This window comes from Streptomyces sp. NPDC050564, assembly GCF_044457265.1.
In the GTDB taxonomy this organism is placed as follows: Bacteria; Actinomycetota; Actinomycetes; order Streptomycetales; family Streptomycetaceae; genus Streptomyces.
Map to the genome: position 1 here is coordinate 150,390 of NZ_JBITGS010000026.1, position 23,992 is coordinate 174,381.

At 70.7% G+C, this 23,992-nt stretch carries 20 protein-coding genes and 4 pseudogenes; 14 read left to right on the forward strand and 10 right to left on the reverse strand.

Annotated features, from left to right (window positions below; genetic code table 11):
* The first annotated feature begins 51 nt into the window (after positions 1-51).
* Positions 52-1,329 (forward strand): iron uptake transporter deferrochelatase/peroxidase subunit, encoded by a 1,278-nt coding sequence (efeB, locus tag ACIBK0_RS34700; protein WP_399088604.1) that lies wholly within the window; start codon positions 52-54, stop codon positions 1,327-1,329.
* Here efeB and ACIBK0_RS34705 read toward each other — a convergent pair.
* Positions 1,260-1,601, reverse strand: coding sequence for a hypothetical protein (locus tag ACIBK0_RS34705; protein ID WP_399088606.1), 342 nt, complete (start codon positions 1,599-1,601; stop codon positions 1,260-1,262). The two genes, efeB and ACIBK0_RS34705, sit on opposite strands and share 70 nt — an antisense overlap.
* 158 nt (positions 1,602-1,759) lie before the next feature.
* On the opposite strand from ACIBK0_RS34705, the pseudogene ACIBK0_RS34710 reads away from it, so the two are divergent.
* The 3 genes and pseudogenes from ACIBK0_RS34710 to ACIBK0_RS34720 all read left to right on the forward strand — a co-directional run.
* A pseudogene (locus ACIBK0_RS34710) lies at positions 1,760-3,245 on the forward strand (heavy metal translocating P-type ATPase); the annotation flags it as partial.
* 237 nt (positions 3,246-3,482) lie between these two features.
* Complete coding sequence (locus tag ACIBK0_RS34715) at positions 3,483-3,779, forward strand: hypothetical protein (protein ID WP_399088608.1); 297 nt, start codon at positions 3,483-3,485, stop codon at positions 3,777-3,779.
* Positions 3,780-4,128: 349 nt separating this feature from the next.
* Positions 4,129-4,419: a hypothetical protein gene (locus tag ACIBK0_RS34720; RefSeq protein ID WP_399088610.1), complete on the forward strand. Its 291-nt coding sequence runs from the start codon at positions 4,129-4,131 to the stop codon at positions 4,417-4,419.
* A 205-nt stretch (positions 4,420-4,624) separates the two neighbouring features.
* Here the strand turns inward: ACIBK0_RS34720 and ACIBK0_RS34725 are convergent.
* Positions 4,625-5,124, reverse strand: a pseudogene (locus ACIBK0_RS34725) (GlxA family transcriptional regulator); the annotation flags it as partial.
* A gap of 184 nt (positions 5,125-5,308) precedes the next feature.
* Between ACIBK0_RS34725 and ACIBK0_RS34730 the strand changes: the two are divergent.
* From ACIBK0_RS34730 to ACIBK0_RS34745, 4 genes are all read left to right on the forward strand, one after another.
* On the forward strand, positions 5,309-5,995 hold the full coding sequence (locus ACIBK0_RS34730) for a hypothetical protein (protein ID WP_399088612.1): 687 nt from the start codon (positions 5,309-5,311) through the stop codon (positions 5,993-5,995).
* A 132-nt stretch (positions 5,996-6,127) separates the two neighbouring features.
* Entirely contained in the window at positions 6,128-6,751 is a 624-nt protein-coding gene (locus ACIBK0_RS34735; protein WP_399088614.1) for a sigma-70 family RNA polymerase sigma factor, read from the forward strand.
* Positions 6,752-6,839: 88 nt separating this feature from the next.
* Entirely contained in the window at positions 6,840-7,151 is a 312-nt protein-coding gene (locus tag ACIBK0_RS34740; RefSeq protein ID WP_399088616.1) for a hypothetical protein, read from the forward strand.
* 951 nt (positions 7,152-8,102) lie between these two features.
* Complete coding sequence (locus ACIBK0_RS34745; protein ID WP_399088656.1) at positions 8,103-8,315, forward strand: hypothetical protein; 213 nt, start codon at positions 8,103-8,105, stop codon at positions 8,313-8,315.
* On the opposite strand, the pseudogene ACIBK0_RS34750 reads toward ACIBK0_RS34745, so the two are convergent.
* Positions 8,238-9,662 (reverse strand): annotated as a pseudogene (locus tag ACIBK0_RS34750) (nucleobase:cation symporter-2 family protein); the annotation flags it as partial. The gene ACIBK0_RS34745 and the pseudogene ACIBK0_RS34750 sit on opposite strands and share 78 nt — an antisense overlap.
* A gap of 128 nt (positions 9,663-9,790) precedes the next feature.
* Positions 9,791-11,179: an FAD-dependent oxidoreductase gene (locus ACIBK0_RS34755; protein WP_399088618.1), complete on the reverse strand. Its 1,389-nt coding sequence runs from the start codon at positions 11,177-11,179 to the stop codon at positions 9,791-9,793.
* 213 nt (positions 11,180-11,392) lie between these two features.
* Between ACIBK0_RS34755 and ACIBK0_RS34760 the strand changes: the two genes are divergently transcribed.
* Complete coding sequence (locus tag ACIBK0_RS34760) at positions 11,393-11,857, forward strand: DUF6214 family protein (RefSeq protein WP_399088620.1); 465 nt, start codon at positions 11,393-11,395, stop codon at positions 11,855-11,857.
* Between the two features lie 9 nt (positions 11,858-11,866).
* On the opposite strand, the gene ACIBK0_RS34765 is transcribed toward ACIBK0_RS34760, so the two are convergent.
* On the reverse strand, positions 11,867-12,517 hold the full coding sequence (locus ACIBK0_RS34765) for a DUF305 domain-containing protein (protein ID WP_399088622.1): 651 nt from the start codon (positions 12,515-12,517) through the stop codon (positions 11,867-11,869).
* A gap of 192 nt (positions 12,518-12,709) precedes the next feature.
* Between ACIBK0_RS34765 and ACIBK0_RS34770 the strand changes: the two genes are divergently transcribed.
* On the forward strand, positions 12,710-14,212 hold the full coding sequence (locus ACIBK0_RS34770) for an LVIVD repeat-containing protein (protein ID WP_399088624.1): 1,503 nt from the start codon (positions 12,710-12,712) through the stop codon (positions 14,210-14,212).
* Between the two features lie 21 nt (positions 14,213-14,233).
* On the opposite strand, the gene ACIBK0_RS34775 is transcribed toward ACIBK0_RS34770, so the two are convergent.
* Positions 14,234-14,980 carry a TetR/AcrR family transcriptional regulator gene (locus ACIBK0_RS34775; RefSeq protein ID WP_399088626.1) on the reverse strand — a complete coding sequence of 249 codons (747 nt, stop codon included), beginning with the start codon at positions 14,978-14,980 and terminating at the stop codon, positions 14,234-14,236.
* Positions 14,981-15,216: 236 nt separating this feature from the next.
* Here ACIBK0_RS34775 and ACIBK0_RS34780 point away from each other — a divergent pair, with 236 nt between their 5' ends.
* Positions 15,217-15,462 (forward strand): DUF2630 family protein, encoded by a 246-nt coding sequence (locus ACIBK0_RS34780; protein WP_399088628.1) that lies wholly within the window; start codon positions 15,217-15,219, stop codon positions 15,460-15,462.
* Positions 15,463-15,478: 16 nt separating this feature from the next.
* On the opposite strand, the gene ACIBK0_RS34785 is transcribed toward ACIBK0_RS34780, so the two are convergent.
* The 4 genes from ACIBK0_RS34785 to ACIBK0_RS34800 form a co-directional block, all read right to left on the reverse strand.
* Positions 15,479-16,177, reverse strand: coding sequence for an HAD family hydrolase (locus tag ACIBK0_RS34785; protein ID WP_399088630.1), 699 nt, complete (start codon positions 16,175-16,177; stop codon positions 15,479-15,481).
* Positions 16,178-16,210: 33 nt separating this feature from the next.
* Positions 16,211-16,906, reverse strand: coding sequence for a phosphatase PAP2 family protein (locus tag ACIBK0_RS34790; RefSeq protein WP_399088632.1), 696 nt, complete (start codon positions 16,904-16,906; stop codon positions 16,211-16,213).
* A gap of 785 nt (positions 16,907-17,691) precedes the next feature.
* Positions 17,692-18,627, reverse strand: coding sequence for a M56 family metallopeptidase (locus ACIBK0_RS34795; protein WP_399088634.1), 936 nt, complete (start codon positions 18,625-18,627; stop codon positions 17,692-17,694).
* A 201-nt stretch (positions 18,628-18,828) separates the two neighbouring features.
* Entirely contained in the window at positions 18,829-19,374 is a 546-nt protein-coding gene (locus ACIBK0_RS34800) for a DUF5134 domain-containing protein (RefSeq protein ID WP_399088636.1), read from the reverse strand.
* 197 nt (positions 19,375-19,571) lie between these two features.
* Between ACIBK0_RS34800 and ACIBK0_RS34805 the strand changes: the two genes are divergently transcribed.
* The 3 genes and pseudogenes from ACIBK0_RS34805 to ACIBK0_RS34815 form a co-directional block, all read left to right on the forward strand.
* On the forward strand, positions 19,572-21,215 hold the full coding sequence (locus ACIBK0_RS34805; protein ID WP_399088638.1) for an FUSC family protein: 1,644 nt from the start codon (positions 19,572-19,574) through the stop codon (positions 21,213-21,215).
* On the forward strand, positions 21,212-21,919 hold the full coding sequence (locus ACIBK0_RS34810) for a MarR family winged helix-turn-helix transcriptional regulator (RefSeq protein WP_399088640.1): 708 nt from the start codon (positions 21,212-21,214) through the stop codon (positions 21,917-21,919). Before ACIBK0_RS34805 ends, ACIBK0_RS34810 begins: the two co-directional genes overlap by 4 nt.
* An 83-nt stretch (positions 21,920-22,002) precedes the next feature.
* Positions 22,003-23,874, forward strand: a pseudogene (locus ACIBK0_RS34815) (cellulosome protein); the annotation flags it as partial.
* Positions 23,875-23,992 lie beyond the last annotated feature (118 nt).

The following is a 23,992-nucleotide window of genomic DNA, read 5'->3' on the forward strand; positions in this document are numbered from 1 at the left end:
TCACCCGCACCGCAGCACCGGGACCCGCGCCCGCAGGAAAGGACCCGCCCGATGACCACCCCGAGCCAGGACCGAGCCCCGCAGGGCGGTTGCCCCTTCGGCCGTCGTACGTTCGCCAAGACGGCGCTCGGCGTGGGCGCCGCGGGCGCCGCGCTGGCGGGCGCCGGACTCGCCGGGGCCGGCATCGCGGGCGGCGCCACCCCGGCGGCGGCCGCGACCGGCAGTGGCACGGTGGGCTTCCACGGCGCCCACCAGGCCGGCATCACCACGCCCGCCCCCAAGGCGGCCGCCATCGTCTCCTTCGATGTCATCGCCGACAACCGGGCCGAACTCGCCGACCTGCTGCGCACGATCACCGAACGGGCCCGCTTCCTCACCGCCGGCGGCACCCCCGCCGACCTCGGCGTCGGCGCCCCGCCCTCCGACAGCGGACTCCTCGGCCCCGACATACCCGCCGACGGCCTCACCGTCACCGTGGGCGTCGGCGCCTCGCTCTTCGACGACCGCTACGGCCTCGCCGACCGCAGGCCGCGTCACCTCAAGCCGATGCGGACCTTCCCCAACGACGACCTCGACGCCGCCGAATGCCACGGCGACCTCTCCCTCCAGCTGTGCGCCGCGAACTCCGACACCGTGCTGCACGCCCTGCGCGACATCGCCCGTCACACGCGCGGCGCCATGCAGATCAAGTGGCGCGTCGACGGCTTCCAGAACCCGTCCCGGCCGACCGGCGCGCAGCGCAACTTCCTCGGCTTCAAGGACGGCATCGCCAACCCCGACACGGCCTCCGCCCGCGAGATGGACAAGCTGGTCTGGGTCACCGACACCGCGGGCGAACCGGACTGGGCGGTCGGCGGCAGCTACCAGGTCGTGCGGATCATCCGCATGCTGGTGGAGTTCTGGGACCGGGTCTCGCTCACCGAGCAGGAGAAGATGATCGGCCGCCGCCGCGACACCGGAGCCCCGCTCGACGGCGCGCGAGAGACGGACATCCCGCGCTACGGCAAGGACCCCCAGGGCCAGGCGATTCCGCTCGACGCCCACATCCGTCTCGCCAACCCCCGTACGGCGAAGACCGACACCACCCGGATCCTGCGTCGCGGCTACAACTACGACCGGGGGATCGACAGGGCGGGCAACCTCGACATGGGACTGCTCTTCTGCTGCTACCAGCAGGACGTGGTCCGCCAATTCGAGGCGACCCAGGAGCGGTTGATCGACGAGCCGCTCGTCGACTACATCAGCCCCACCGGTGGCGGCTACTTCTTCGCCCTGCCGGGTGTGCGCGGCCACTCGGACTGGCTGGGCCGCGGGCTCCTCAAGGCGTGAGGCGGGCAGGGCTCTCCGTCGTCCCCGACCGGACGGTCGCGCTTGGCCGCCCACCAGAGGAGATCGCCCAGGGCCGCGCCCGCCATCACCACGGCCATGATCACGCCCGCCACGGTCAGTCCGTCGTCGAGGTGCGGGCGCCCGTGCACGGCGTGCAGATCGAAGCCGCACAGGTGGTACACGCCCACCGCGGCGATCCCGAGGCTCGGCACGAGCAGCGCCAGCACGGACAGCGGCCCGCGTCCCGTGCGTCTGGTGTCATGATCCTCCATGGGGTCCCCCGATCCGTAAGAGGCTGATGGTGGAACCCTACGATATGTAGGGTCGCCCCGGCGGCCTCGGGTGACGCGCGCCATACAACGCCCTCGGAACCACCTCCGCAACCGGCCCGACTCCTGGGGCGTGACGACTCGGAAGCTCGGCCCACCGCCCGCCCTCTGCGGCTGCCGTCCCCGCGGACGGTACGGCGCACGTCTATCTGGAGGCGGCGGTCGGGGTGCCGCTGTTCGTACTGGCCGGGCGGTTCCTGGAAGCGCGGGCGCGGCAGGGGACCGGGGCGGCACTGCGGTCGCTCGTCCGACTCGCGGTCAAGGAAGTCTCGGTGTGCGAGGGCGAGGGCGAACGACTCGTCCGCATTGAGGAGTTGCAAGGCGCGGGCACAACGGCTCGCCGACACGGTGGCCGGGGTGTTTGTGCCGGTGGTGCTCGCGCTGGCGGTCACGGTGCTCTGCTTCTGGCTCGGCGCCGGGGCCGATCCACAGGCGGCGATCACCGCGTGCGTGGCGGTGCTCGTCGTGGCCTGCCCCTGCGCGCTGGGCCTGGCGACACCGACCGCCCTGATGGCCGCGACCGGCCGCGGGGCCCAACTGGGCGTGCTGGTCAACGGCCCGCAGGCGCTGGAGGAGCTTCAGCACATCGACACGGTGGTGCTCGACAAGACCGGCACCCTCACCTCGGGCCATATGACCGTCGCCCGCGTCACGGCTGCGCTGGGTGGGCTCGGGCGGAACGCCGTGCTGCGGCTGGCCGGGGCCGTGGAGCAGGGCTCGGAGCACCCACTGGGACGGGCGATCACCTCATAAGCCCGTCGGTCCATGCCCGAGCAGCCGCTGCCGGACGCGAGCGATTTCCGTGCCCTGCCGAGCCGGGGAGTCCGCGGCCGGGTCGAGGGCCGGCTGGTCGAAGTCCTGGCGGCGGACGAGGAGTTGGCCGCGACATTGGCCGACGCCCTCCCGGCGGCGGAGGCCGCCGCGCACACGCCCGTGCTGGTCCGGGTGGACGGGGTGGCCGAGGCTCTGATCGAGGTCGGTGACGTCGTACGTCCCGGAAGCTATCGGGCGGTGGACCGATTGCGGCGCCTCGGGGTGCGCCCGGTGCTCGCCACCGGCGACCTGGAGGCGCCGGCCCGGGCGGTCGCGGCCGCGCTGGGCATCGACGAGGTGCACGCTCGCTGTTCCCCCGAGGACAACGCCGATCTCGTACGGCAGCTGAGGGCGGACCGCCGTCGGGTCGCGGTGGTAGGGGACGGTGTGAACGACGCCGTGGCGCTGGCGGGTGCCGACCTCGGGATCGCCATGGGCAGCGGCACGGACGCGGCGATCGGGTCCGCGGATGTGTCGCTGGTGCGCGGTGACATCGAGGCGCTGGGGGATGCGGTTCGACTCGCCCGGCGCACCTTGGGCACGATCCGTGCCAACCTCCCGTGGGCCTTCGGCTACAACGCCGTGACCGTTCCGCTCACCATGGTGGGCCTCCTCCACCCGATGGTGGCCGCGGCGGCGATGTCCTTGAGCTCGCTGTTGGTGGTCGGCAACAGCCTGCGGTTGCGCGCCTGGCAGCGGGCGCCCGCCAGAAACCGGGGACCGTCGTCGCCCCGCAGCCGCACGCCGTCGCCCGCTCGGAGCCGCAACCGATGACCGACCACCTCCGGCGGCCCACCCGCCGCCGGCTCACCGACACCCTGCTCACCGTGCTCGTGCCGTCGCCGCGTGCAGCCTCGCCCTCGCCGGGCTGACCGCCTGGGCCGGCTCCGGCAACGCGGGCAGCCCGGCACGGATCGAGGTCACCTCCGGGCGCGTCTTCCTCCCCTACGGCGCCGCCGGGACACCGCCGCGTTCTTCCGGATCTCCAACTCCGGAGGTGCGGAGGACCGGTTGGTCGACATCACCTCGTCCGCGCTGGACGGCGACATCACGCTCCCACGCCAACGCACCACGAGCGGCCAAGCGGCGTACCGGGACCCGGTGGACTCGGCCGTCGTGCCGGTCCGCGGCGGTCTCACCATGTCGCCGCACGGTCTGGACGTGGCGGTACGGTCCGGTCCGTGGTGGCGCGCGGGCGATCTTGTGCCGTTCACCCTGCACTTCCAGCGCAGCGGGTGGATCAGGATCGTGGCCGTCGTGGTCCGCCCGGGGCGAGGGCGCGCCCTGATCGTCCGGCTGCCACCGTGACCGTACGGTCGGCCGCGTCACCGTGCGATCCACGCTTTGACCGTACGACTACCGCCATGGCCGTACGGCCATCGGCACGTCCCGGAAGACGGCGCGGCACGGCGACCGTGGCCTCGTACCGCGTTTCGTCCAGGATGCCCTGCGGTCGATGGGCGACTAGCATCTATTGGTGAAGGCCGCAATGCGGGGTACGCCCACCGGTGGCGCAGTCCCTGATCACCAGGGAGCCGACAGCCCCGCTTCTTCCGGCGGCAATACTTACGACCGCGCCTGGGCTTCGGTCCTGTGGCCGCGGCCATCCGTCTCGTGCCTCGAAAACCGCACGTGGGGGTGGAAGGAAGGTAAGTCCATGAATGCACAACGCGCGAGGCGTCTCGTCGTGGTGTCCGCCGTCGGCGTTCTCATGGCCGGCGGAACCGCGATCGGCGCAGCAGGTACGGCCTCGGCAGCCGTCCCGACCCAGGCCTCCAGCGATTTCCACCGTGACTGCGGGTACGGCTACGGCGGCTGGTGGAACGACTGCGACTACGGCTACGGATACGGTCACCGGGGCGACCGTGGAGACTTCCACCGCGGATTCTTCGACAACAACCGCGGCTACTTCGACAACGGTTCCTTCATAGTGATCGTGGTGGGCTGAAGGGGAGCGACGGAGCCGGGTGAGGGCCGCCACCTGCACGTTCTCGGGTGGCGGTCCTCACCGTCGGCCCTGCCGGAGCCCTTTGGTGCACACCTGTTCACCGATTCGATCGCGCAGCTCGTCCCGTCCGCCTCGCCGCGAGATCCCGGCTCGTCGAGCACGACCGGCATCCGCGAGGCGCTCCTGGAGCCGGACTGTCGACTCGTCACCCACAGCTGGGGCCGGCTCGGAATCGACGTCGATACCCGTCGGTGTCGTGTTGAGCTTCCGGCGAAACGCTCGGATCAGGGTGTCGGTCGTGCCGAACCCGCAGTTGGACGCGATGCGTTCGAGGGTGCCTTGGGCGGATTCGAGTTGCCTGCGCGCTGTTTCGACGCGGGCTGATTCGATGTAGGCACTCGGCGTCATGCCGAGTTCGGTTTTGAAGATCCGGGTGAGTTGCCGCTCGCTGACGTGGACGTGGGCGGCGAGGTCCGCGACGCTGAGCTTTTCGGCGATGTTGCGCATGATGTGGTGGCGGAGATCTTCGATGCGCCGTGTCGTGGAGACGGGTTCGAGGGGAACGCTGAACTGACTCTGTCCACTCGGCCGTTTCAGGTACATAACGAGCTGCCGGGCGACGCGCAGCGCCATGGCCTCGCCGAAGTCGTCGGCGACGAGGGCGAGCGACAGGTCGAGGCAGGCGCTGATTCCCGCTCCGGTCCATGGCCCATGCTGTGCATGCCGCGTGAGTGGTCTGTCCGTCCGGGTACAGGGGTCGGCCCGAACTGCGGTGAGTTCCCGCCCAGTTCAGTGATGTGGATCACGGGCTCGCGCTTGACGGGACTCACGACAGTTTTCCGTACCCACTCATGGCGACCGAACCTCGGATGCAAGGATGAGGGCCGTCATGACTGCTGGATGGTGTTCTCGCACGGTACGGGCCGCGATGTTCGCGGCCGTCTGTGTGCTGCTCGCCGCCCTGGGGCACGTCATGATGTCCGGCTCCCTGGTGGCCTGGTGGGCGATGGCAGGCGGAGCCGTGGCTGCGGGCGGCGTGGGCTGGTGCCTGGCCGGCCGGGAGCGCGGGCTTGCGCTGATCGTGTCCGTGGTGGTGGTCGCCCAGGGGGCCCTCCACTCGGCGTTCTCGCTGGCGCAGTCGGCGAGTTCGGCCTCGGGCTCGGGCTCTCTGGGCATGAGTGGCCGGCCGATGGGGTCCATGGGACATGACATGGACTCCATGCCCATGGACTCCATGGATATGGCGCACATGGGCCACATGGGCTCGGACGACATGGCTCACCTGGGGTCCGGTGCGAGCGGCATGTCCTCGTTCGGCATGCTCGCCGCCCACCTGCTGGCCGCGCTGCTGTGCGGCCTCTGGCTCGCGTACGGCGAGCGCGCCGCGTTCCGCATCCTGCGGGCCGTGGCCGGCCGACTCGCCGCGCCGCTGCGGCTGCTGCTCGCGCTGCCCACGCCGCCGCACCGTCCGCGTATCCGCAGGCACCGCGGCTCCTTGGACCGCGCGCCCCGGCGCCTTCTCCTCGTTCACGCGATCACTTCTCGGGGTCCGCCCGTGGGGACCGCTGTCGCCTGAGACAGCCGGTTCCCCGAAGCGCCTGTGCGCGCTTCGGGCATCGGCCGTACCTCCCCGTACGGCCGTACCTCACACCGGACCGCCGCGCTCTCGTGCCGGTCCGGATCACGGATGACCCGAGAAGGACACCTGGTGATCACTCCTGCCCTGCCCGTGTCGCGCGCCACAAGCGACAAGAGCGAGTACACGGCATCGATCGACGAATCGATTACCGCCTGGGCGCTGGCTGCCCGTGGCGGTGACCCGGATGCCGTCGAACGCTTCGTGCGCGCCCTGCACCGCGACGTCGTGCGCTACGTCGCCCATCTGTCCGCAGACCCACAGGCCGCCGACGACCTGGCCCAGGACACGTTTCTGCGGGCGCTGGGCAGCCTGCACCGGTTCGAGGGGCGTTCCTCTGCCCGCGCGTGGCTGTTGTCCATCGCACGCCGTGCGGTGATCGACAGCTTCCGGCACGCGGCCGCCCGGCCGCGGTTGAGCGACACCCGCGACTGGCAGGTGGCGGTCGAGCTCGCCCAGCCGTGTGGCCTGCCCGGCTTCGACGAGGGCATCGCGCTCCTCGACCTGCTGGCCGCCCTGCCCGAGGACCGTCGCGAGGCGTTCGTCCTCACCCAGTTGATGGGGCTGCCCTACGCGGAGGCCGCCGAGGTCAGCGGCTGTCCCATCGGGACCGTCCGCTCTCGCGTTGCGCGCGCCCGGGCGACGCTGGTCGGCCTGCTCGCCGAGGCCGAGGCGCCGACCGCGCTGGCCGCCTGACAGGGACCGCTGCCGGGAAGGGTGCCGGTGTGCGCCGTACGCGCGGAACACCGGCACCCTCTATCCGTACTCATTCCGCGTCCAACTCATGGGAATTCACCCGCAGTCGGCGCCGACGGCGCCCGGTACCGGCTTCCCGCTCGGCAAGGGCACCCCGCCCGCCGCGCTGGACGCGCAGGCGCAGAAGGTCCCGGTCCTCGGCCGGATCGTGATCCCCGAGGAGAAGCTCCTCGGCTACGGCGCCGACCTCTATATCGACACCTCTCGTCGATGGCCCGCATGGGGGACGGAATGGGCGAGCGCCGACGGCACTTGGACCCTGATGCCGCGCGCCGCGGCCGAGCGGCGGGGCCACCTGATCCACCGGGACGACCGGCCCAGCGACTTCCAGGAGAGCTGACCCGGGTCTGGGGGCCGGATGCTCACCCTGCACGGGCTTTCATGGTGACGGTAGCTCAGTTGGCCAGAGCGTCGTCCTCGTAAGACGGTAGTCGTGCGCTCGAGTCGCGCCGGGAGCTCTGGGGGCGATCCACGAGAGACCGCCCCCGGTTGCGCTAGCTCCCGTGCCTGACGTACGTGGCGGCGCCGATGCCGACGGCGAACGCACTGACGAGAGCGCTGACGCCTGCGCTGACGGCCCCCATCGGGCTCGCGTTGGTGACTACGGCAACAAGAACAGCAACGAGCGCCACCACCGTAGCGCCAAGGAAGACTGCGGTTACCTCAAGCGCGCGATGGTTACACACGCGCGACTGAGCCGGGCTGGTCGTCGACATGGATACCTCCGTTTGTTGTGCTCAACTCGCCGGGTTGGACACACTTCACCTAGGTGAGTGACCCGGCATTGGTGGTGAGGCGCTATGCCTCTGGGTGCTGGGCACCTCTCCACCGAGGAGTGAGCTGCAACAGAGCCTCCATGGACGGAAGTTGGACGGCGGAAGGCTACAGGAGTAGCCAATGCCCGCGCAACGGGACGTAGTTCAGAGGTCAGAGCACCCGCTTTGGTAGCGGGGAGTCGCAGGTTCGCGGCCGTGAAGCGGTTCATCGACTACGGCGACGTGGACGTGAGCGGATTCTCCCCCGCTGGCGGCTGATCTTCGCTGGTCACTCATGAATCGGAGGGGCCCATATCTGCAAGGGCTCGGGACCCGCTCACCATGTGTCGTCGGGATCGGGATCGGGATCGCGCACAGTCATGCAATCTCCCTACCCGTCTTCCAGCCTCGACGTTGCCCGCCGTGCCATCACGGATCGGCTGCGGGAGATACGGCTCGACCTGAGCTGCCCCGTCCGTCTCCCCATCCCCGTGGAGACGGACGGGGCTTTTGGCTGGAGAGCGCACTGACACTAGGTGAGACTGGCGTGCGCGAGCTGGATCGCCGGCGCTGTGGCCTCGCACCCCTTCCGGGTGCTGCGCGGGAGCGGAGTGATCCGGCAGATCTACCGGGGCAGGGCCCCGATGAACGCCCTGCGCTCGGACGACCTGGACGACCTCTTCCCCGGCCTTCTCGGCAGCGTTCTCGGCGCCGCCGCCCGCCAGGCCGCCCGTCTGAGCTCAGGCTGAAGCGGCACCGGCCTTCGGCTCGGCGCCGACCTCGGCCGAACTCGCCTTCCCCGGCAGGTGGTTGAAGAGCAGATTCAGGACGATCGCGGTCAGGCAGCCCGCACTGATCCCGCTGTTCATCACGGTCTGGAACCAGTCGGGGAACTTCGCGTAGATCGTCGGCACCCCGACCGGCAGCATGCCCACCGCGACCGAGACGGCCACCACCGTCAGGTTGTTGTTGCCCTTGAAGTCCACCTCGGAGAGGGTGCGCAGACCGCTCGCGGCGACCGTTCCGAACATCACCAGACCTGCGCCGCCCAGCACCGGCGCCGGTATCGCCGCGACCACCGCGCCCAGCTTGGGCAGCAGGCCGAGCAGCACGAGGATGCCGCCCGCCGCGGCGACCACCCAGCGGCTGCGCACCCGGGTCATGCCCACAAGGCCCACGTTCTGCGCGAACGCCGTGTAGGGGAAGGTGTTGAACACCCCACCGAGGACCGTCGACAGACCGTCGGCGCGCAGTCCGTCCGCGAGCGTCCGCGGCTGGATCGGCCGGTCGGTCATCTCACCCACGGCGATGAAGTCACCGGTCGTCTCGGTCATCGTCACCAGCGCCACGACCAGCATCGAGATGATCGCGGAGGTGTGGAACGACGGCGTCCCGAAGTGGAACGGCGTGCTGATCCCGACCCAGTCGGCATCCCCGACCCCGTCGAAGTCCGTGAATCCGAAGGGGACGGCGACCGCGAGGCCCACGGCGATGCCGATGAGCACCGCGATCCGGCTCAGGAAGGCCGGCGCGAACCGCTGCACACCCAGCACCACGGCCAGCACGAAGGCCGCGAGGGCCAGGTTCTTCGGCGCGCCGAAGTCCTTCGCGCCCACGCCGCCGGCCGCCCAGTTGCCGGCCACCGGCAACAGCGAGACACCGATGATCAGAATGACCGTGCCGGTGACGAGCGGCGGGAAGAATCGGAGCAGCTTCCCGAAGACCGGGGCGAGCAGGACGATCGCGAGGCCCGCGACGATCACCGACCCGTAGATCGCGGGCAGTCCGCCGCCCGTCGTCCCGATGAGCACCATCGGCGACACGGCCGCGAAGGTGCAGCCCTGCATGATCGGCAGCCGCACCCCGAAGCGCCAGAAACCCAGGCACTGGATCAGTGTCGCGATCCCGCACACCAGCAGATCCGCGGTGATCAGATAGGCCAGATCGGCGGGCGACAGCTTCATGGCGCCGCCCACGATCAGCGGCACGGCCACCGCTCCCGCGTACATCGCGAGTACGTGCTGCAGCCCGAAGGCAGCCAGTTGGCGTACGGGTGGGACCTCGTCGACGGGATGCACGGGTGCTGTGGTCGCCATGGGCACTCCTGGAGCGGCGGGTGGGGACGGACGGTTCAACAGCACGAGACCGTAAGGGTCTTGAACAGTTTGTTGATTTCCGGTGTGTTGCCGTCAGATGTCATGCCCACAGAGGCCGCGCGACTCTGCTACGAAGCCGCCGTCCGCGCCGCCGCCAGCAGCGACTCCCAGTCCGGAAGCTTGACCACACCACGGCCGAACGAGGCCCCGAGCTCCGCCTCGGCCCGCTCGATCGCCTGCCAGCCGGCCCACTCGACCGGTTGGGCCCCCGCCGCCCGCAGCGCCGCGAGCGGATCCTCGGGCACGTCCCGTCGTACGAGGCCGGGAGCGTCCTCGAGCAGTGAGGACACCGTCTCCTTCGCGCACGGCCGGTTGCTGCCGATGACACCCGTCGGACCCCGCTTGATCCAGCCCGCCACATACTCGCCCGGGGAGATCGAGCCGTCCCGCAGGATCCGCCCCGCGAGATTCGGCACCGTGCCGCGGTCGGCATCGAACGGCAGCCCTTCGAGCGGCACCCCGCGATAGCCCACCGAGCGCAGCACCAACTGCGCCTCGATGTCCTCGTACCGCCCCGTGCCCGTCACCCCGCCCTGCCCGTCCGGCACCGTCCGCTCGAAGCGGACCGCACCCACACGGCCTCCCTCAAGCGCTCGGTTTCGGTCGACCGGCGACGTACCTCCTTCGCGGAGCAGTTCGACGGGACGCAGGAAGAAGCGCAGCCGGATCCGTCGCGGACGGCCCTGCGGCGGCGCGGCAGCCCAGCCCCGGAGCACCTCCACATTGCGGCGCTGGGCCGCGGGCAGGCCAGACGGGTCCAGATACGCCGGATCGAGGGCCAACTCCTCGGGGTCGACCACGACGTCGGTGTCCGGCAGCGCGCCCAGTTCGCGCAGCTCCTTGGTGGTGAAACGGGCCTGTGAGGGGCCGCGTCGCCCGACCATGCTGATCTCCGTCACCTTGCTCGAGGCCAGCGCGGTGAGCGCCGCCTGCGGCATGTCGGTGGGGTTCAGCTCCGCCGCGCCGCGGGCCAGCATTCGGGTGACGTCGACGGCCACGTTCCCGACACCGATCACCACGGCCGACCGTGCGCCGAGGACGAATCCATTGGCCACGGAGTCGGGGTGCGCGCTGTACCAGGACACGAACTCGGTCGCCGACCAGCTGCCGGCCAGCTCCTCGCCGGGCACCGAGAGGTGGCGGTCGGTGGCGGCGCCCACGCAGTAGACCACCGCGTGGTACAGCTCCCGCAGTCGGGCCACCGGTACCCCGCCCGGGCCGACCTGGACACCGCCCAGGAACCGCACCCGCTCGTCCTCCAGGACCGCCCGCAGATTGTTCTGCAGTGACTTGATCTTCTCGTGGTCGGGCGCCACTCCATAACGCACCAGGCCGTACGGGCACGGCAGTCGGTCCAGGACATCCACCCGGACTCCGGGATCCTGGCTCTGCTGGACGAGACTCTGTGCGCTGTAGACCCCGCTGGGCCCCGAGCCTACGACGGCGACATGCAGCACGGCCGAACTCCTTACCCGAGGGATCACGGAGAACGCTGACAGGAGATCGCTGTTGGTTCCAGCATCGCACCGCCGGTGCTCCGCTGACAGGGTGCGGCGCGCGACGCGCGTGTGCGTGTCCGTTCTCATGGAATGTGATCATGCGGTTACGTTCCGTATGTGCTAGAAGCATCCTTTCTTAATCTGTCCGACCGGTGCCGATCGGACGGTGCGGTGTCCGTGTGGCCCGCGTGGGAAGTGCGGGAGCACGAAAGCGTCACGTCGTGGTTCTACGTCCGGCCGGCCTTCGAGGACGGCGCCCAGGTCGACGTGCTCGCCGTGGCGTGCGAGGCGGACGTGTCCGTCGAGGACGTACGGGCCCAGCCGCCGCTCTCCCTCGACGACCTCGCGGTGCTCGCCGACTGGATCGAGGAACCGCTCTTCGCGGCGATTGGCGCGCCGACCGCCCCGTCGTGTGCACCGGAGGAAGCGTCGGCGCGCCGTGCCCGGCCCCCGTGGCCGAGCGGTATCGAGGGACGGTGGCTGGTCGCCGCGGAGTACCGCGCGGCGCAGGGAGACGGCATCGACCCGGTGCTCGCGGTCATGTGCGCCACCGGGCACAGTCGGCGCAAGTCGCTCAGGCTGATCGCGGGAGCGCGCGACGCGGGATTCCTGGCCCCCCGTCACGCTCGGCGGTGAGCACGGTGGTTACGCCATGGTGCGCATCCGTGTGATCTCACTCGTCTGTTGCGCGATCACGTCGTCGGCCATCTCCTCGATCTGGATGTTGTTGCCCCGCGCCTTCACGTCCATGGCCATGGTGATCGCTCCATCGTGATGCGTGATCATCAGCTTCAGGAAGAGCTCGTCGAACGCCATGCCCTTGGCCGCGCGCAACTTCCTGAGCTGGGCCTCCGTCGCCATGCCGGGCATCGTCCCGTGTTCGTGCTCCGCGCCGGCCTGCTCGCCGTCGTGTGCCTTCAGCCAGCTCTTCATGGTGGTGATCTCCGGGCCTTGCGCGGCCGCGATCCGTGCGGCGAGCCGCTTCACCTGGCCCGACTCGGCCTGTTTCGGGGCGAGTTCGGTCATTTCCAGGGCCTGTGAGTGGTGCTCGATCATCATCCGCGCGTACCCGAAGTCCGCCGAATTGGGGGAGTCGTCGTCGGCCCGCTGCTGTGCGGCGTCCTTCGCGGAGAGCGTCTCGGCCGCCTCGCCGGGCTTGCCGGGTGCGATCAACGAAGGCCCGCTCGCCTTCCCGGACCTGGTCTCTGAGTCGGAGTCACAGCCTCCGAGCGCGAGCGCGGCGACCAACAGTGACACCGCGAGCAGGGACGCACGGGCCGTACGGCGAACAAGCACAGCGACCTCCTGTGGCACACGAAGGGGCGGACACCTCAAGGGTGTTGGGACCGTCCTAGCACGCTTCCGCACCTGACTGATCAAAAACATTCATTACGAGTACGTTGCCATCTGTTGATCTCCCGATGGGGCGGACGATACTTCAGGGGTCCGTGAACCGTTCGACTGCGAACGGCTACAAGGGAGGACACAGTGATCCTGTTGAACGACCCCCGAACGCGGCGCAGACGTCTGGGAGTTGCCGCAGCCGCGGCCGGACTCCTGGCGGCGCTGCTCACGGCCGGCCCGGCGGCCGCGACCCCCGACCCCGGGGACAGTCCCGCCGCGCGGGAGCAGGTCTCCAAGAGTGACGCCGCCGAGGCGAAGGCCGCGATGGCCGGCGGTGAGATACCGGGGCAGGACGAGATCGTCCACTCCGACAACATCGAACACCTCGCCAATGTCCCCAAGGAGGCCTTCACCGGGCTCAATTCGGACCTGGCGTTCCAGGGCAAGTACGCGTTCGCCGGCAACTACGACGGCTTCCGCATCTTCGACATCAGCAACCCGAAGGCGCCCAGGACGGTCGCGCAGGTGCTCTGCCCGGGCTCTCAGAACGACGTCTCCGTCTCCGGCAACCTGCTGTTCCTGTCCACCGACTCCTCGCGCAGCGACAACTCCTGCAACAGCACCTCGCAGCCCGCGACAGAGAAGTCGTCGTGGGAGGGCATGAAGATCTTCGACATCAGCGACAAGGCGAACCCGAAGTACGTCGCCGCCGTCGAGACCGCCTGCGGCTCGCACACCCACTCGCTGGTGCCCGAGGGCAAGAACGTCTACATCTACGTCTCGTCGTACTCGCCGAGCGCCACCTTCCCCGACTGCCAGCCGCCGCACGACGGCATCTCGGTCATCAAGGTGCCGCGCAACGCCCCTGAAGAGGCGGCCGTCGTGAACTTCCCGGTGCTGTTCCCGGGCGAGGGGCCGGACGGTGGCGGCAACCCCGGCGCGCCCACCAACCCGGGCGTCTCCAAGACCACCGGCTGCCATGACATCACGGTCCTGCCGTCCAAGGACCTGGCCGCGGGCGCCTGCATGGGCGACGGCATCCTGTTCTCCATCAAGGATCCGGAGAACCCGAAGGTCATCGACCAGGTCGAGGACAATGTGAACTTCGCGTTCTGGCACTCGGCGACCTTCAATCAGAAGGCCGACAAGGTCGTGTTCACCGATGAGTTGGGCGGCGGCGGCGCGGCCACCTGCAACGCGGCGATCGGCCCGAACCGCGGTGCCGACGGCATCTACGACATCGTTGGCAAGGGCGACCACCGCAAGCTCGTCTTCAAGAGCTACTACAAGATCCCGCGCCACCAGGCGGACACCGAGAACTGCGTGGCTCACAACGGCTCGTTGATCCCGGTCAAGGGCAAGGACCTCATGGTCCAGGCCTGGTACCAGGGCGGCGTCTCCGTCTGGGACTTCACCGACTCGGCCAACCCGAAGGAGATCGCCTACTTCGAGCGCGGCCCGCTGACCACCGACACCCTCCAGATCGGCGGCTCGTGGTCGGCGTACTACTACAACGGCTACATCTACTCGAACGACATCGCCAAGGGCTTCGACGTGCTCAAGCTCAGCGACCGGCGCACGGATCCGGCGAAGCGGGTCCATCTGCGTGAGCTCAACGTCCAGACGCAGCCGGACTACTTCGACTGACCGACGGGCCGATCGGACTGATCAATCGGGCCGATCGGAGCGACCGTCGGACTGTTTGGGCAGACCGCCGGCCGGATCGGGGCGATCGGCCGTCCGATCGGGCTGATCGTCGCTCGGACGGCCGGTCGCGAAGAACCGAGACAGATCCGTCTCGCACGTCCCGCCGGGCACCTCGGTGTCCGGCGGGACACCCATCTCCCAGTCGAGGCGGTAGCGCTTGAACAGCTCCGCCCTCAGGGTCGGGATCGGCATCGGCACGCCGGGCACCAGGGCCGCGTACACCGCGCCCATGAGCAGCGCGCGCAGCATCGGGTAGTCGGTGGCGGCGTCCGGCGAGCCGTGCCCGGCGACGGCGTCCCGCAGCAACTGCGCGAGCCGCTGCTGCTCCGGGCACTGCACGAACCCTTCGGCCTGCAGCAGCCCGGCCATGTGCTGGCGCATCAGCACGGGCTGGCTCCCGGCGAGCCCCAGGATCGCGTCGATGGCCCGCGCCATCCGCTCCCGGCCGTCCTCGGTACGCGGCTCGCGCTCCAGCGCCTCCTCCAGCGTGCGGTGCATCAGCCGGTGCACGGCGGACTGCAGGAGCTGGCGTTTGCCGGGGAAGTAGTACGACACCAGTCCACGCGCCGATCCGGCGCGATCCGCGATGTCGCCGAGCGTCGTCGCCTCGTAGCCGCGCTCGCTCACCAGCTCCACCGCGGCCTGCAACAGCCGCTCCCGGGAACGCCGCCGCAACTCTTCATTGACCGAGGCGCTGCGCGGGGACATGCTGTAACTCCTGCGTTGACTGGCTGCCAGCCAACTATACTCAACGCGTTCGGGCCGAGACCCTTCCAGGGTCGGCTTCGAGCTGCCGTCTGCCCTGGGCGACGCGGGGGATCGTCCAGGGTGGGCGCGCAAAAGCGCCGATGGTGTGCTGAGGCTACTTTCGGCTGCCGATACGTCTCGCAGAGCCACCGCGTCCTCCTTACAGTGGGCTGGAGTCCCCGAGGAGGCGTATGGACATGGATCAAGAGCAGATCCTGGCCAGGATCACGGCGATGGTGGAGGACGAGCGACGACTGCGCGACGCCCTCGCTTCCGGGCAGATCGACAGCGAGACCGAACACGAACGGCTGGGAGAGCTGGAGCGCCAGCTCGACCAGTGCTGGGACCTGCTGCGCCAGCGGCGCGCGAAGTCCGAGTTCGGTGAGAACCCGGACGAGGCGCGCGTCCGTCCTTCGTCGCAGGTCGAGGACTATCAGGGCTGAGGGCGCGCAGGAGGCGTCAGCTGATCAGGTCGAGGACCGGTCGCAGTCCGTCCGGGCGGTCGGTCACCGGCAGGTGATCCACGAAGTGCACCCCGCACCCCAGGACTGCCGCACCGCCGTCCGCCCGGCGGTCGTCACCGACCATCAGCGTGTCCTCGGGGGCGACCCCGAGCGCGTCGCAGGCGGCCTTGAACAACCGCGGGTCCGGCTTCTGGATGCCGCGCTCGTACGACAGGACGTACGCGCCGACGTACGGGTCGAGGCCGTGCTCGCGGAAGACGGGCCGCAGATCCCAGCCGATGTTGCTGACCACACCGACCGCGACTCCGCGCTCGCGCAGCGTGTCCAGCACTTCGGCCGCGTCGGGATAGGGGCTCCAGGCGGCCGGTGCCATATGGCGGTCGTACAGCGCGTCGTGGAGCCGGGGGTCGGGCAGCGGAACCTGGCGGGAGGCGCCGGTGTACGCGGCGCGGTGCAGCTCGGCGGACTTGTCGCGGACCTTCCAGATCTCGGCGAGGTCGTCCGGGAGCGGCTGTGACGCGAAGGCACCGCCCGGCAGCGCGCCGGCGGCTTCCAGGGCCTGCGCCGTCCGGGTCAACTCCGGTTCAGGAAGAGTGAGTTCGGCTTCGGCGAGCACTGCGCGCAGCCATGAATCGCTGGACTCGATACGGAAGAGGGTTCCGGAGAAGTCGAAGAGGACGCCTTTGATCGTCATGAGGGTGATCCTTCGGGGCATGGCTCCCGCGGGTCAAGGGCGTGGTGATCGTCGCGGGTCGAGGCGGCGTCGGCCGGGCCACCGTTCGTAGAAGGTCACCGCCAGCGCGACGATCAGCGCGCCGATGAGCCAGCCCCCCACGACGTCCGACGGCCAGTGCACGCCGAGCCAGACCCGTGTCAGACCGACGCCCACGACGGAGACCACGGCCAGGGCGAGCCCCGTACGCCGCAGGGCGGGTCCGGCGCCGTACAGGTGGAGCAGCCAGAGGAGCAGCCCGCACACCACGGTGGCCGTCAGGGCGTGCCCGGAGGGGAAGGCCGCGTAGTGGGCGCAATCCACGGGGTCGGGCCAGACCGGGCGCTCGCGGCCGACCGCCGACTTCAGGACCTGCTGCACTCCTGTGCCCAGCGCACATGTGGCCGCCACCCATAGCGCCAGCCACCATGCCGCGTGGCTCCATACCAGCCACAGCACGGCGGCGGCACACACCGCGCGCATCGTCCAGGGGTCCCACACCCAGTCGGTGAGGATCCGGAAGGCATGGGTGGCGCCGGGTTGGTCGACCGCCCAGGTGTGCGTGGTGCGGGCGATGTCGCCGTCGAGGGTGAGCAACGGGTGCCAGGAGAAGGCGACCAGCAGCAGGAGCAGCACGGCGGACACGGCGAGAGCGACCGCGATGCGGGCCGAGATGCGCGGACGACCCGGAGGGTAGGGCGGGGAGGGCATAGGGGTGATCCTCGCCGACTCGCGAAGCGGGCGGCCAACCTCGGCACACCGGGCCTGGCGGCGAACGCGGCCAACCTCGGCACACCGGGCCTGGCGGCGAACGCGGCCATGCCGCAAGCCCCCACTCACCCGAAACCACGCACGCACGGATGCGGCCACCCGCAGCCGCGGACGTACGGACGAGTGGGGGCCGCGGGCCCACTCACCGGCAGCCGCGGACGTACGGGTGGGTTCGGGCGAGGGCCCCACTCGCCCGCAGTCGCGAGCGCACGGAAGGGGTGGCGCCGCGGGCCCACTCACCGACAACAGCGGACGTACGGGTGGGTCTGGGCTGCGGGTCCCACTCGCCCGCAGCGGCGAGCGCACGGAAGGGGTCGTGCCGAGTGCCGCACTTACCCGCAGCCACAGCCGCAGCCGTGGACGCAGCCGTGGACGTACGGGTGGGTCTGGGCTGCGGGCCCCACTCGCCCGCAGCGGCGAGCGCACGGAAGGGGTCGTGCCGCGTGCCGCACTTACCCGCAGCCGCAGCCGCAGCCGCAGCCGTGGACGTACGGACGGGTCCGGGCCGAGGACCTCACTCGCCCGCAGTCGCGAGCGCACGGTAGGGGCCGTGCCGGTACATCGAATGCCCGTCGCTTACGTTCGGATCTGGAAACAGCTCCCCACGATCCAACGTCTGATCCACCGGCGACGGGCGGATGTACCGGCACGGCCCCGACCCACCCACCGGCCGCAGGCATGCGGGCGCGCGGGTCCGCGGGCGCGCGGCGGGGCGGAGGAGGCGGCTAGCCCAGCGCCCGCAACCCCGGCACGAACGCCACCAGCAACGGAATCACCGGCACCAGCGCGGCCGCCGCCGTCAGGCGCAGCCGACGTGCCGCCGTGAGCCGGTCCGGGGGAGTGAGGAGCCGGTGCACGCGCTGCGGTACGTGGGCACCCGGAGTGGGGCAGGGGCCGAACACGCCCCGGTCCTCGTTGAGTTCCACGAGGGCGAGTGCGATGGTGAGGCGGCCGAAGCGGCGCGACGCCATGTCGTCGGCGGCGAGTTCGACCAGGCGGTGCATCTCGCCGCGGAACGCGGCGAACACCGGCACCTGCGGAAAGCCGGTGGCCAGCGCGGCCGAACAGTGCAGCAGCCAGTCGTGCCGGGCCCGCGCGTGACCCTGCTCATGGGCGAGTACGGCATCCAGCTGACGCCCCTTGAGGCGGCGCAACGCGGCCGTGGTGATGACGAGTTGAGGTGCCGCACCCGGCAGCCACCAGGCATCGGGGCGCTCGCCCTCCAGGACCACCAGTCGATCCGGTCCGGGCTCCTCGCCGGGCAACAGCGGGGCGCGTACGAGGAGTTCTGCCCGCCGCTGCCGACGGCGCGCCCGGGCCCGTACGACTTCGCGGGCCAGCATCGCGGCGGTCCACGCACCCCCGCAGGCGAGTGCCACGGCGGTTGTCGCCGCCCAAGTGCCGCCCGTGCTCAGCGCGTAGGCGTCCACCACCGAGCGCGGCGCCGAGCCGAACACATGGCCGCGCACCGCCATCCACGCGGCGGCCGCGCTCAGCGTCATCGACAGCGCGCAGCACAGCAGAACGGCCGCCACCACGCACTGCCACACCCACAGGGCGACCACCGGTTCACGGTCCGGCCAGTCCGCCCGGGCGAGCAGTCGCGGAGCCACCACGGCGGCCAGGGCGCCGAGCAGCAACAGTGCCGCGGGGACCATCATGGGGCGAAGCCTATGAGCGGTGCGTCGCCACTGGATACGGACGGCGACGCCAAGTGACGTACGCCACGGTTTCGTACAGGGATGGCTGATCAGCTCGCACGGGCGGAAGGCCGCTCACCGCGCTGGGACTGACGGATGTGCCGCCACCTACCCCAAGGGCACATCCGCAGGCCCGGGAATCGTGGCGTTCGCGGCGGTTGCTCAGAGCGTGACCAGCATCGCCAGCATCGCTATCCCCATGGACAGGCGGCAGGCCTGTGAGAGTTCGGGGCGGTCGCCCCAGCCGAGGGTGCGAGGGGCTCCGGATGCGGCCGTGGCCAGGGGGAGCAGGCGGACGCCGGAACGGAGGACGTAGCCGGCGAAGTAGAGGAGGAGTGCGCCGGTCAGCAGGGGGACACCCGAGTCGCCGTGGTGGTGTCCCGGGGAGGCGGCCATCACACCCGCCATGTAGACCATCGCGACGGCGCCCATCAGGTGATGCAGGTGGTGCGGGCTCGTGCGGGACGTCCACAGGGCGCGTACGGCGGTGGCGCCGAAGACAGCGGCATAGGCGAACCAGGCCCAGCGCGGCGGAGTGGCCACCGCCGCGGGTACGGCCATCGCGGCCATGCCGAAGCCCATGAGCGCCTCGCCGCCCGCGGTGCGGCGCTGTTCCTCCACGGGGCTGCGCATCCGCAGCAGGCAGTAGGCCCCGGTCGCCGCGCACAGCACCACGAGCAGCCAGCCCGGCGAAGCAGGTCCATGCACCGCGTACCTCCCCGCTCGACGATGTCGGACATCGGACATCGGACAGTCGGTCGACAGTTGGTCAGGGCATGCCCGCGGCGGGCGGTGCGCAAGCGAGCGCAAGGGTGTACGCGGGGGAGCGTGCGGGGGTGCACCGCAGATGGGGAATGTGATCCGCGAGATATTTTATGAGTAAAACACCTGCTAAGGTTATGGGTATGAGTAGTGCGACCAGCCCCATGCCCCCCCGTGTGCAGCGCCTCCCGCTGACCGGTGTCCTGCGCCTCGGCCGGCCCTCCGACATCTGGTTCAAGCCCGCGCTGAGCGCCGTCGTCGCGGTCGCTCTGCCGAATCTGACGCTCCTGGCGCTCGGCCGGCTGGACCTGGCGATGTACACGATGGCCGGGTCGCTCTGCGCGCTGTACGCCCACAACCGTCCGTACGCGGCCCGAGCCCGCGCCCTCGCCTGGGTGGTGCTCGGCATGCTCGGCGGTCTCGCCGTCGCCCTTGTCACGGCCTCGCTCACCTCGGACGCCGTCGTACTGGTCACGGTCGGTGCGCTCCTGGCCGCCGTCCAGAAGGTGCTGTGCGACGCCACGCGCATCGGTCCGCCCGGCCATGTGGTCCTCGCCTTCATCTCCTCCGCATCCCTGTTCGCGCCGCAGACCCTCGGCCAGGTACCGGGCCATCTCGCGCTCGGCGCCGCGGCCGGCGCCTGGGCCTGGATCGTCGGCATGGCCCCCGGGCTCGTCCGCCCGCACGGGCCGGAGCGGCGTGCGACCGCACGCGCCCTGAACGCCGCCGCGGTGTACGTCGAGACACCGAGGAACGCCCGTGCCCGAGCCGCCGCGGCCGCCGCCGTGCACGGTGCCTGGCAGTCGCTGCTGTCCACCGGAGCCCGTTCCGCACCCCGGCGCGCCCTCGAGCGGCTCGTCGTGCGGGCCGAGGTCGCGCTCGCCGCGCCCGCCGACACGGAGCCCGGGCGGCTGCGCGGATGGGCCCGCGAACTGCGCGGCACCGGACCCGTGCCGCGCCCGGACGACCTCGCGGACACCGCCGACGAACTCCTGGGCGTGGAGGCCGCGCTCGCCTTCGGTGAACGGCCGCTGCTGCGCCGGCTGAGCCCCCTCGCCCCCATCGCCCTGCGCACCGCGCTCGGCTGCGCCCTCGCCGGTTATGTCTCGCTCGCGCTGGGCGTCGGCCGCCCCTACTGGGCGCTGGTCACCGCCGCCTCGCTCTACCAGGCCAACGTCACCCTGACCTGGAGCCGTGGCGTGCAGCGCGTCGTCGGCAATCTCGTCGGCGTACTGGTCTTCGCGGCGGTCGCCCCGCTCGCCCACCTCAGTCAGACGGTCCTCGTGCTGTGCTGCCTCGCCTTCAACTTCGGTGCCGAGGCGCTGATCGGCCGCAACTACTGGCTCGGCAGCATCTGCGTGACCCCGATGGCCCTGCTGATCACCGAGTTCGCGCGGGTCCAGCAGCCCGGCGAACTGATCACCGACCGGGTCGTGGACACCGTCGTGGGCGCCCTCGTCGGCTTCGTCGCCGCGATCGCCGTCACCAACCGGCGGGCCGGCGACCGCATCGAGCGCGCTCTGTCCGCGGTGGAGCGTGCTCGCGACCACGCCGACGCGACGCTGGCCGAAGAGCGTCCGGGGCCGGGCGCCCTGGAGTCCGCCCGACGCGGCCTGGCCGCCGCCGTCGTCGACCTGCGTGCCGCGGCAGACGCCGCGGCCGGCGAATGGTGGCAGCGCGCCCTGCCGGAAGAGCGGGTCATGCGGGCGGAGCAGGCCGGACACCGTACGCTCGCGGCGACGGTACGACGGCAGGGACTGCACTCCGTGGAGGGCGCACAAGCATGACGACAGCGGATGGGCGGGCGGAGACGGACGGCACCTCCGCCGGGCGGGGCGGGACGGAGGGCGCCCCTGCCGGGCGGGCGGAGACGGACACCACCCCGCCCCGACGGGCCGAGGCGGGGAGCGCCCCCGCCGGGCCGACGGAGGCGGACGGCAGCCCGGCCGGCCGGGCCGAGACCGGCGGCGCCCCCGCCGGACGGACCGCGCCCGGAGACACCGTCGCCGCCGTGGTGCGGCAGTGGCATACGGTGCGTCCCGACCTCGACACCGGCCCCATGGAGGTCATCGGCCGCGTCAACCGCTGCGCCGCGCTCCTGCAGCAGGCCGAGGACGCCCCGCTGCGCCGGGCCGGGCTCACCCGGCCGGAGTTCGACGTCCTCGGCACCCTGCGGCGCACCGGACACGAGCTGACGCCCAGTGAGATCGCCCGCGAGACCTTCTCCTCCGGTGCCGCCGTCACCAAGCGGCTCAAGCAGCTGACCGAGCGCGGCCTGGTCGAGCGGCGCGGTGACACTCGCGACCGCCGGGTCGCGCATGTCCGCCTCACCGACGAGGGGCGCGAACTCGTAGACGGCATCCTCCCCGAGCAACTCGCCTACGAGACGACGGTCCTGTCCGGGATCGACCACGGCCGCCGGCGTGAACTGGCCGATCTGCTGGGCGAGTTGCTCGGCCAGCTGGAAGGCCGGCTGGGGCTGCCGCGGTGATGCACCGTTGACATGAGGTGAGCGCCACTCCTACGTTCGGGCAGGCTGGTTCGGCGCTCCGGCTGATGTACGACATGTCGAACATGAAAGGCCTTGAGGGACATCGAGGCCTCGGGGAGGGAGGCGGAGTGACGCTCACCATCGACCTGGGGACCGACACCGGACCTTTCCACGGCGGCGCGAGCGGCACTCTCTACGGCCTGTACGGCGACGGCGTACCCAGCCGCAACGTCGTCGAGGGCATGTATGTCCGCACGGTCTCCACCAAGGCCCAGGACGGTATCCAGCACCCCGGCGCCGACGCGCTGGACACCCTGCCTCCCTTCGTCGACTGCGGCGGCAGGGACGTCTACGTCTACTTGGCCGACATCTACCGTGGCTTCCCCTACCAGTGGCCCGATGCCACCGGCGAGGAGCGGCTCGCCGGCTTCATGACGCTGATCGAGAAGCAGGTCCTTCAGGTGTCGGCGATGGGGGCCCTGAAGTCCCACGTCGTGTATGTGCCGTTCAACGAGCCCGAAGGCAACATGTTCGGCACGCAGGAGTGGAGCTACAACCGCATCTCCTGGCGCACCGACCCGCGGTACTACTTCGCCGCGTGGAAGGACGCCGTCCGGCTCATCAGGCGCCTCGATCCGGACGCGCGCGTCGCGGGCCCCAACACCAGCATTCTGTACGCAGAGGTCAAGGGCTTCCTGGAGTTCGCCAAGGCCCACGACGTGCTCCCCGACGTGATCACCTGGCACGAGCTGTCCACCCCCGCCGCGATCCGTACCTATGTCGTCGAGTACCGGCGGATGGAACGGGAGTTGGGGATCGGCCCGCTTCCCGTGAACATCAACGAGTACGCGCACAACTACCACTTGTCCGTGCCGGGCCAGATGGTCCAATGGATCTCCGCCATCGAGGAGTCGAAGATCGACGCCGACATGGCGTACTGGAACATCGACGGCAACCTGAACGACTCGGCGGTCGAGGCCAACAAGGGCAACGGTCAGTGGTGGCTGTTCAACGCCTACGGCCGGATGACCGGTCACACCGTCCGCGTGACCGCGCCTCGGCCCAACGTCCAGTACAGCCTCCAGGGCGTCGCCACGCTCGACCGGGACAAGAGGCAGGCCCGGTTGCTGTTCGGCGGCGAGGGCGGCGCCGCGGACATCGTCTTCGCCCGGGTCCCGGCCGAGGTCTTCGGTGACGCGGTGCATGTGCGGCTTCATGAGATCCCCTGGACCGGACAAGTCGGCGTGTCGGCCCAGCCGTCGCGGCTCCAGGACCGCGAACTGCCCGTGGTGGACGGGACAGCGGCCCTGCCGCTGTCGGACCTCCATGAGATGTCGGCGTACGAGGTCATCCTCTCGCCCAGTGGCCGGGACGCCGTTCCCGCGTTGCCGTCGGTGGGCTGGCGGGCGACGTACGCGGCCGAGAACGCCACGTACACGGGCGGCGGTTACTCGAGGAACGGACCCGAGGGTTCGCCCTCGGACGTCGAGAAGTTCGCCTCCTGCGGCACCTATCATGTCGGCGGGCTGCGCACCGGTTCGGACGGAGCCCTCGCCTTCGCCGTCGAGGTCCCCGAGGACGGCACGTACGACCTGAGGGTCTTCGCCAACTCGTACAACCTCGACGACCTGGTCAGGGAACAGGGCCCCACCAACGTCTTTCTGCGCGTGGACGGGGCGGACCCGCAGGAGTTGCGGCTTCCGCTCGGCTACAAGCGGACGGTGTGGGGCCACACCGACACTCAGGTGTGGCTGACCGCGGGCAAGCACGCGATCACGCTCGCCGCGCGGGACCCCGACCTCGGCGTCACCAAGGGTGACGCGATCATCGACGAGCTCGATCTGGCACTGTGGGACGAGCGGGTGACGGCTCCCGCACTGTACGAGGCCGAATACGCCGTGCTCGGCGGCGGCGCGCACGTGAGCCATGCGCACCGCGGGGCCTCGGGGCCGGGGGGGGGCGGGGGGGCCCCCCGGGGGCCCCCCCCCCCGGGGGGGGGGGCCCCCGCCCCCCGGGGGGCCCCCCGGCCGGGGGGGCAAAATGGCGGTGGGGCGGGGCTGTTGTAACGGCAAT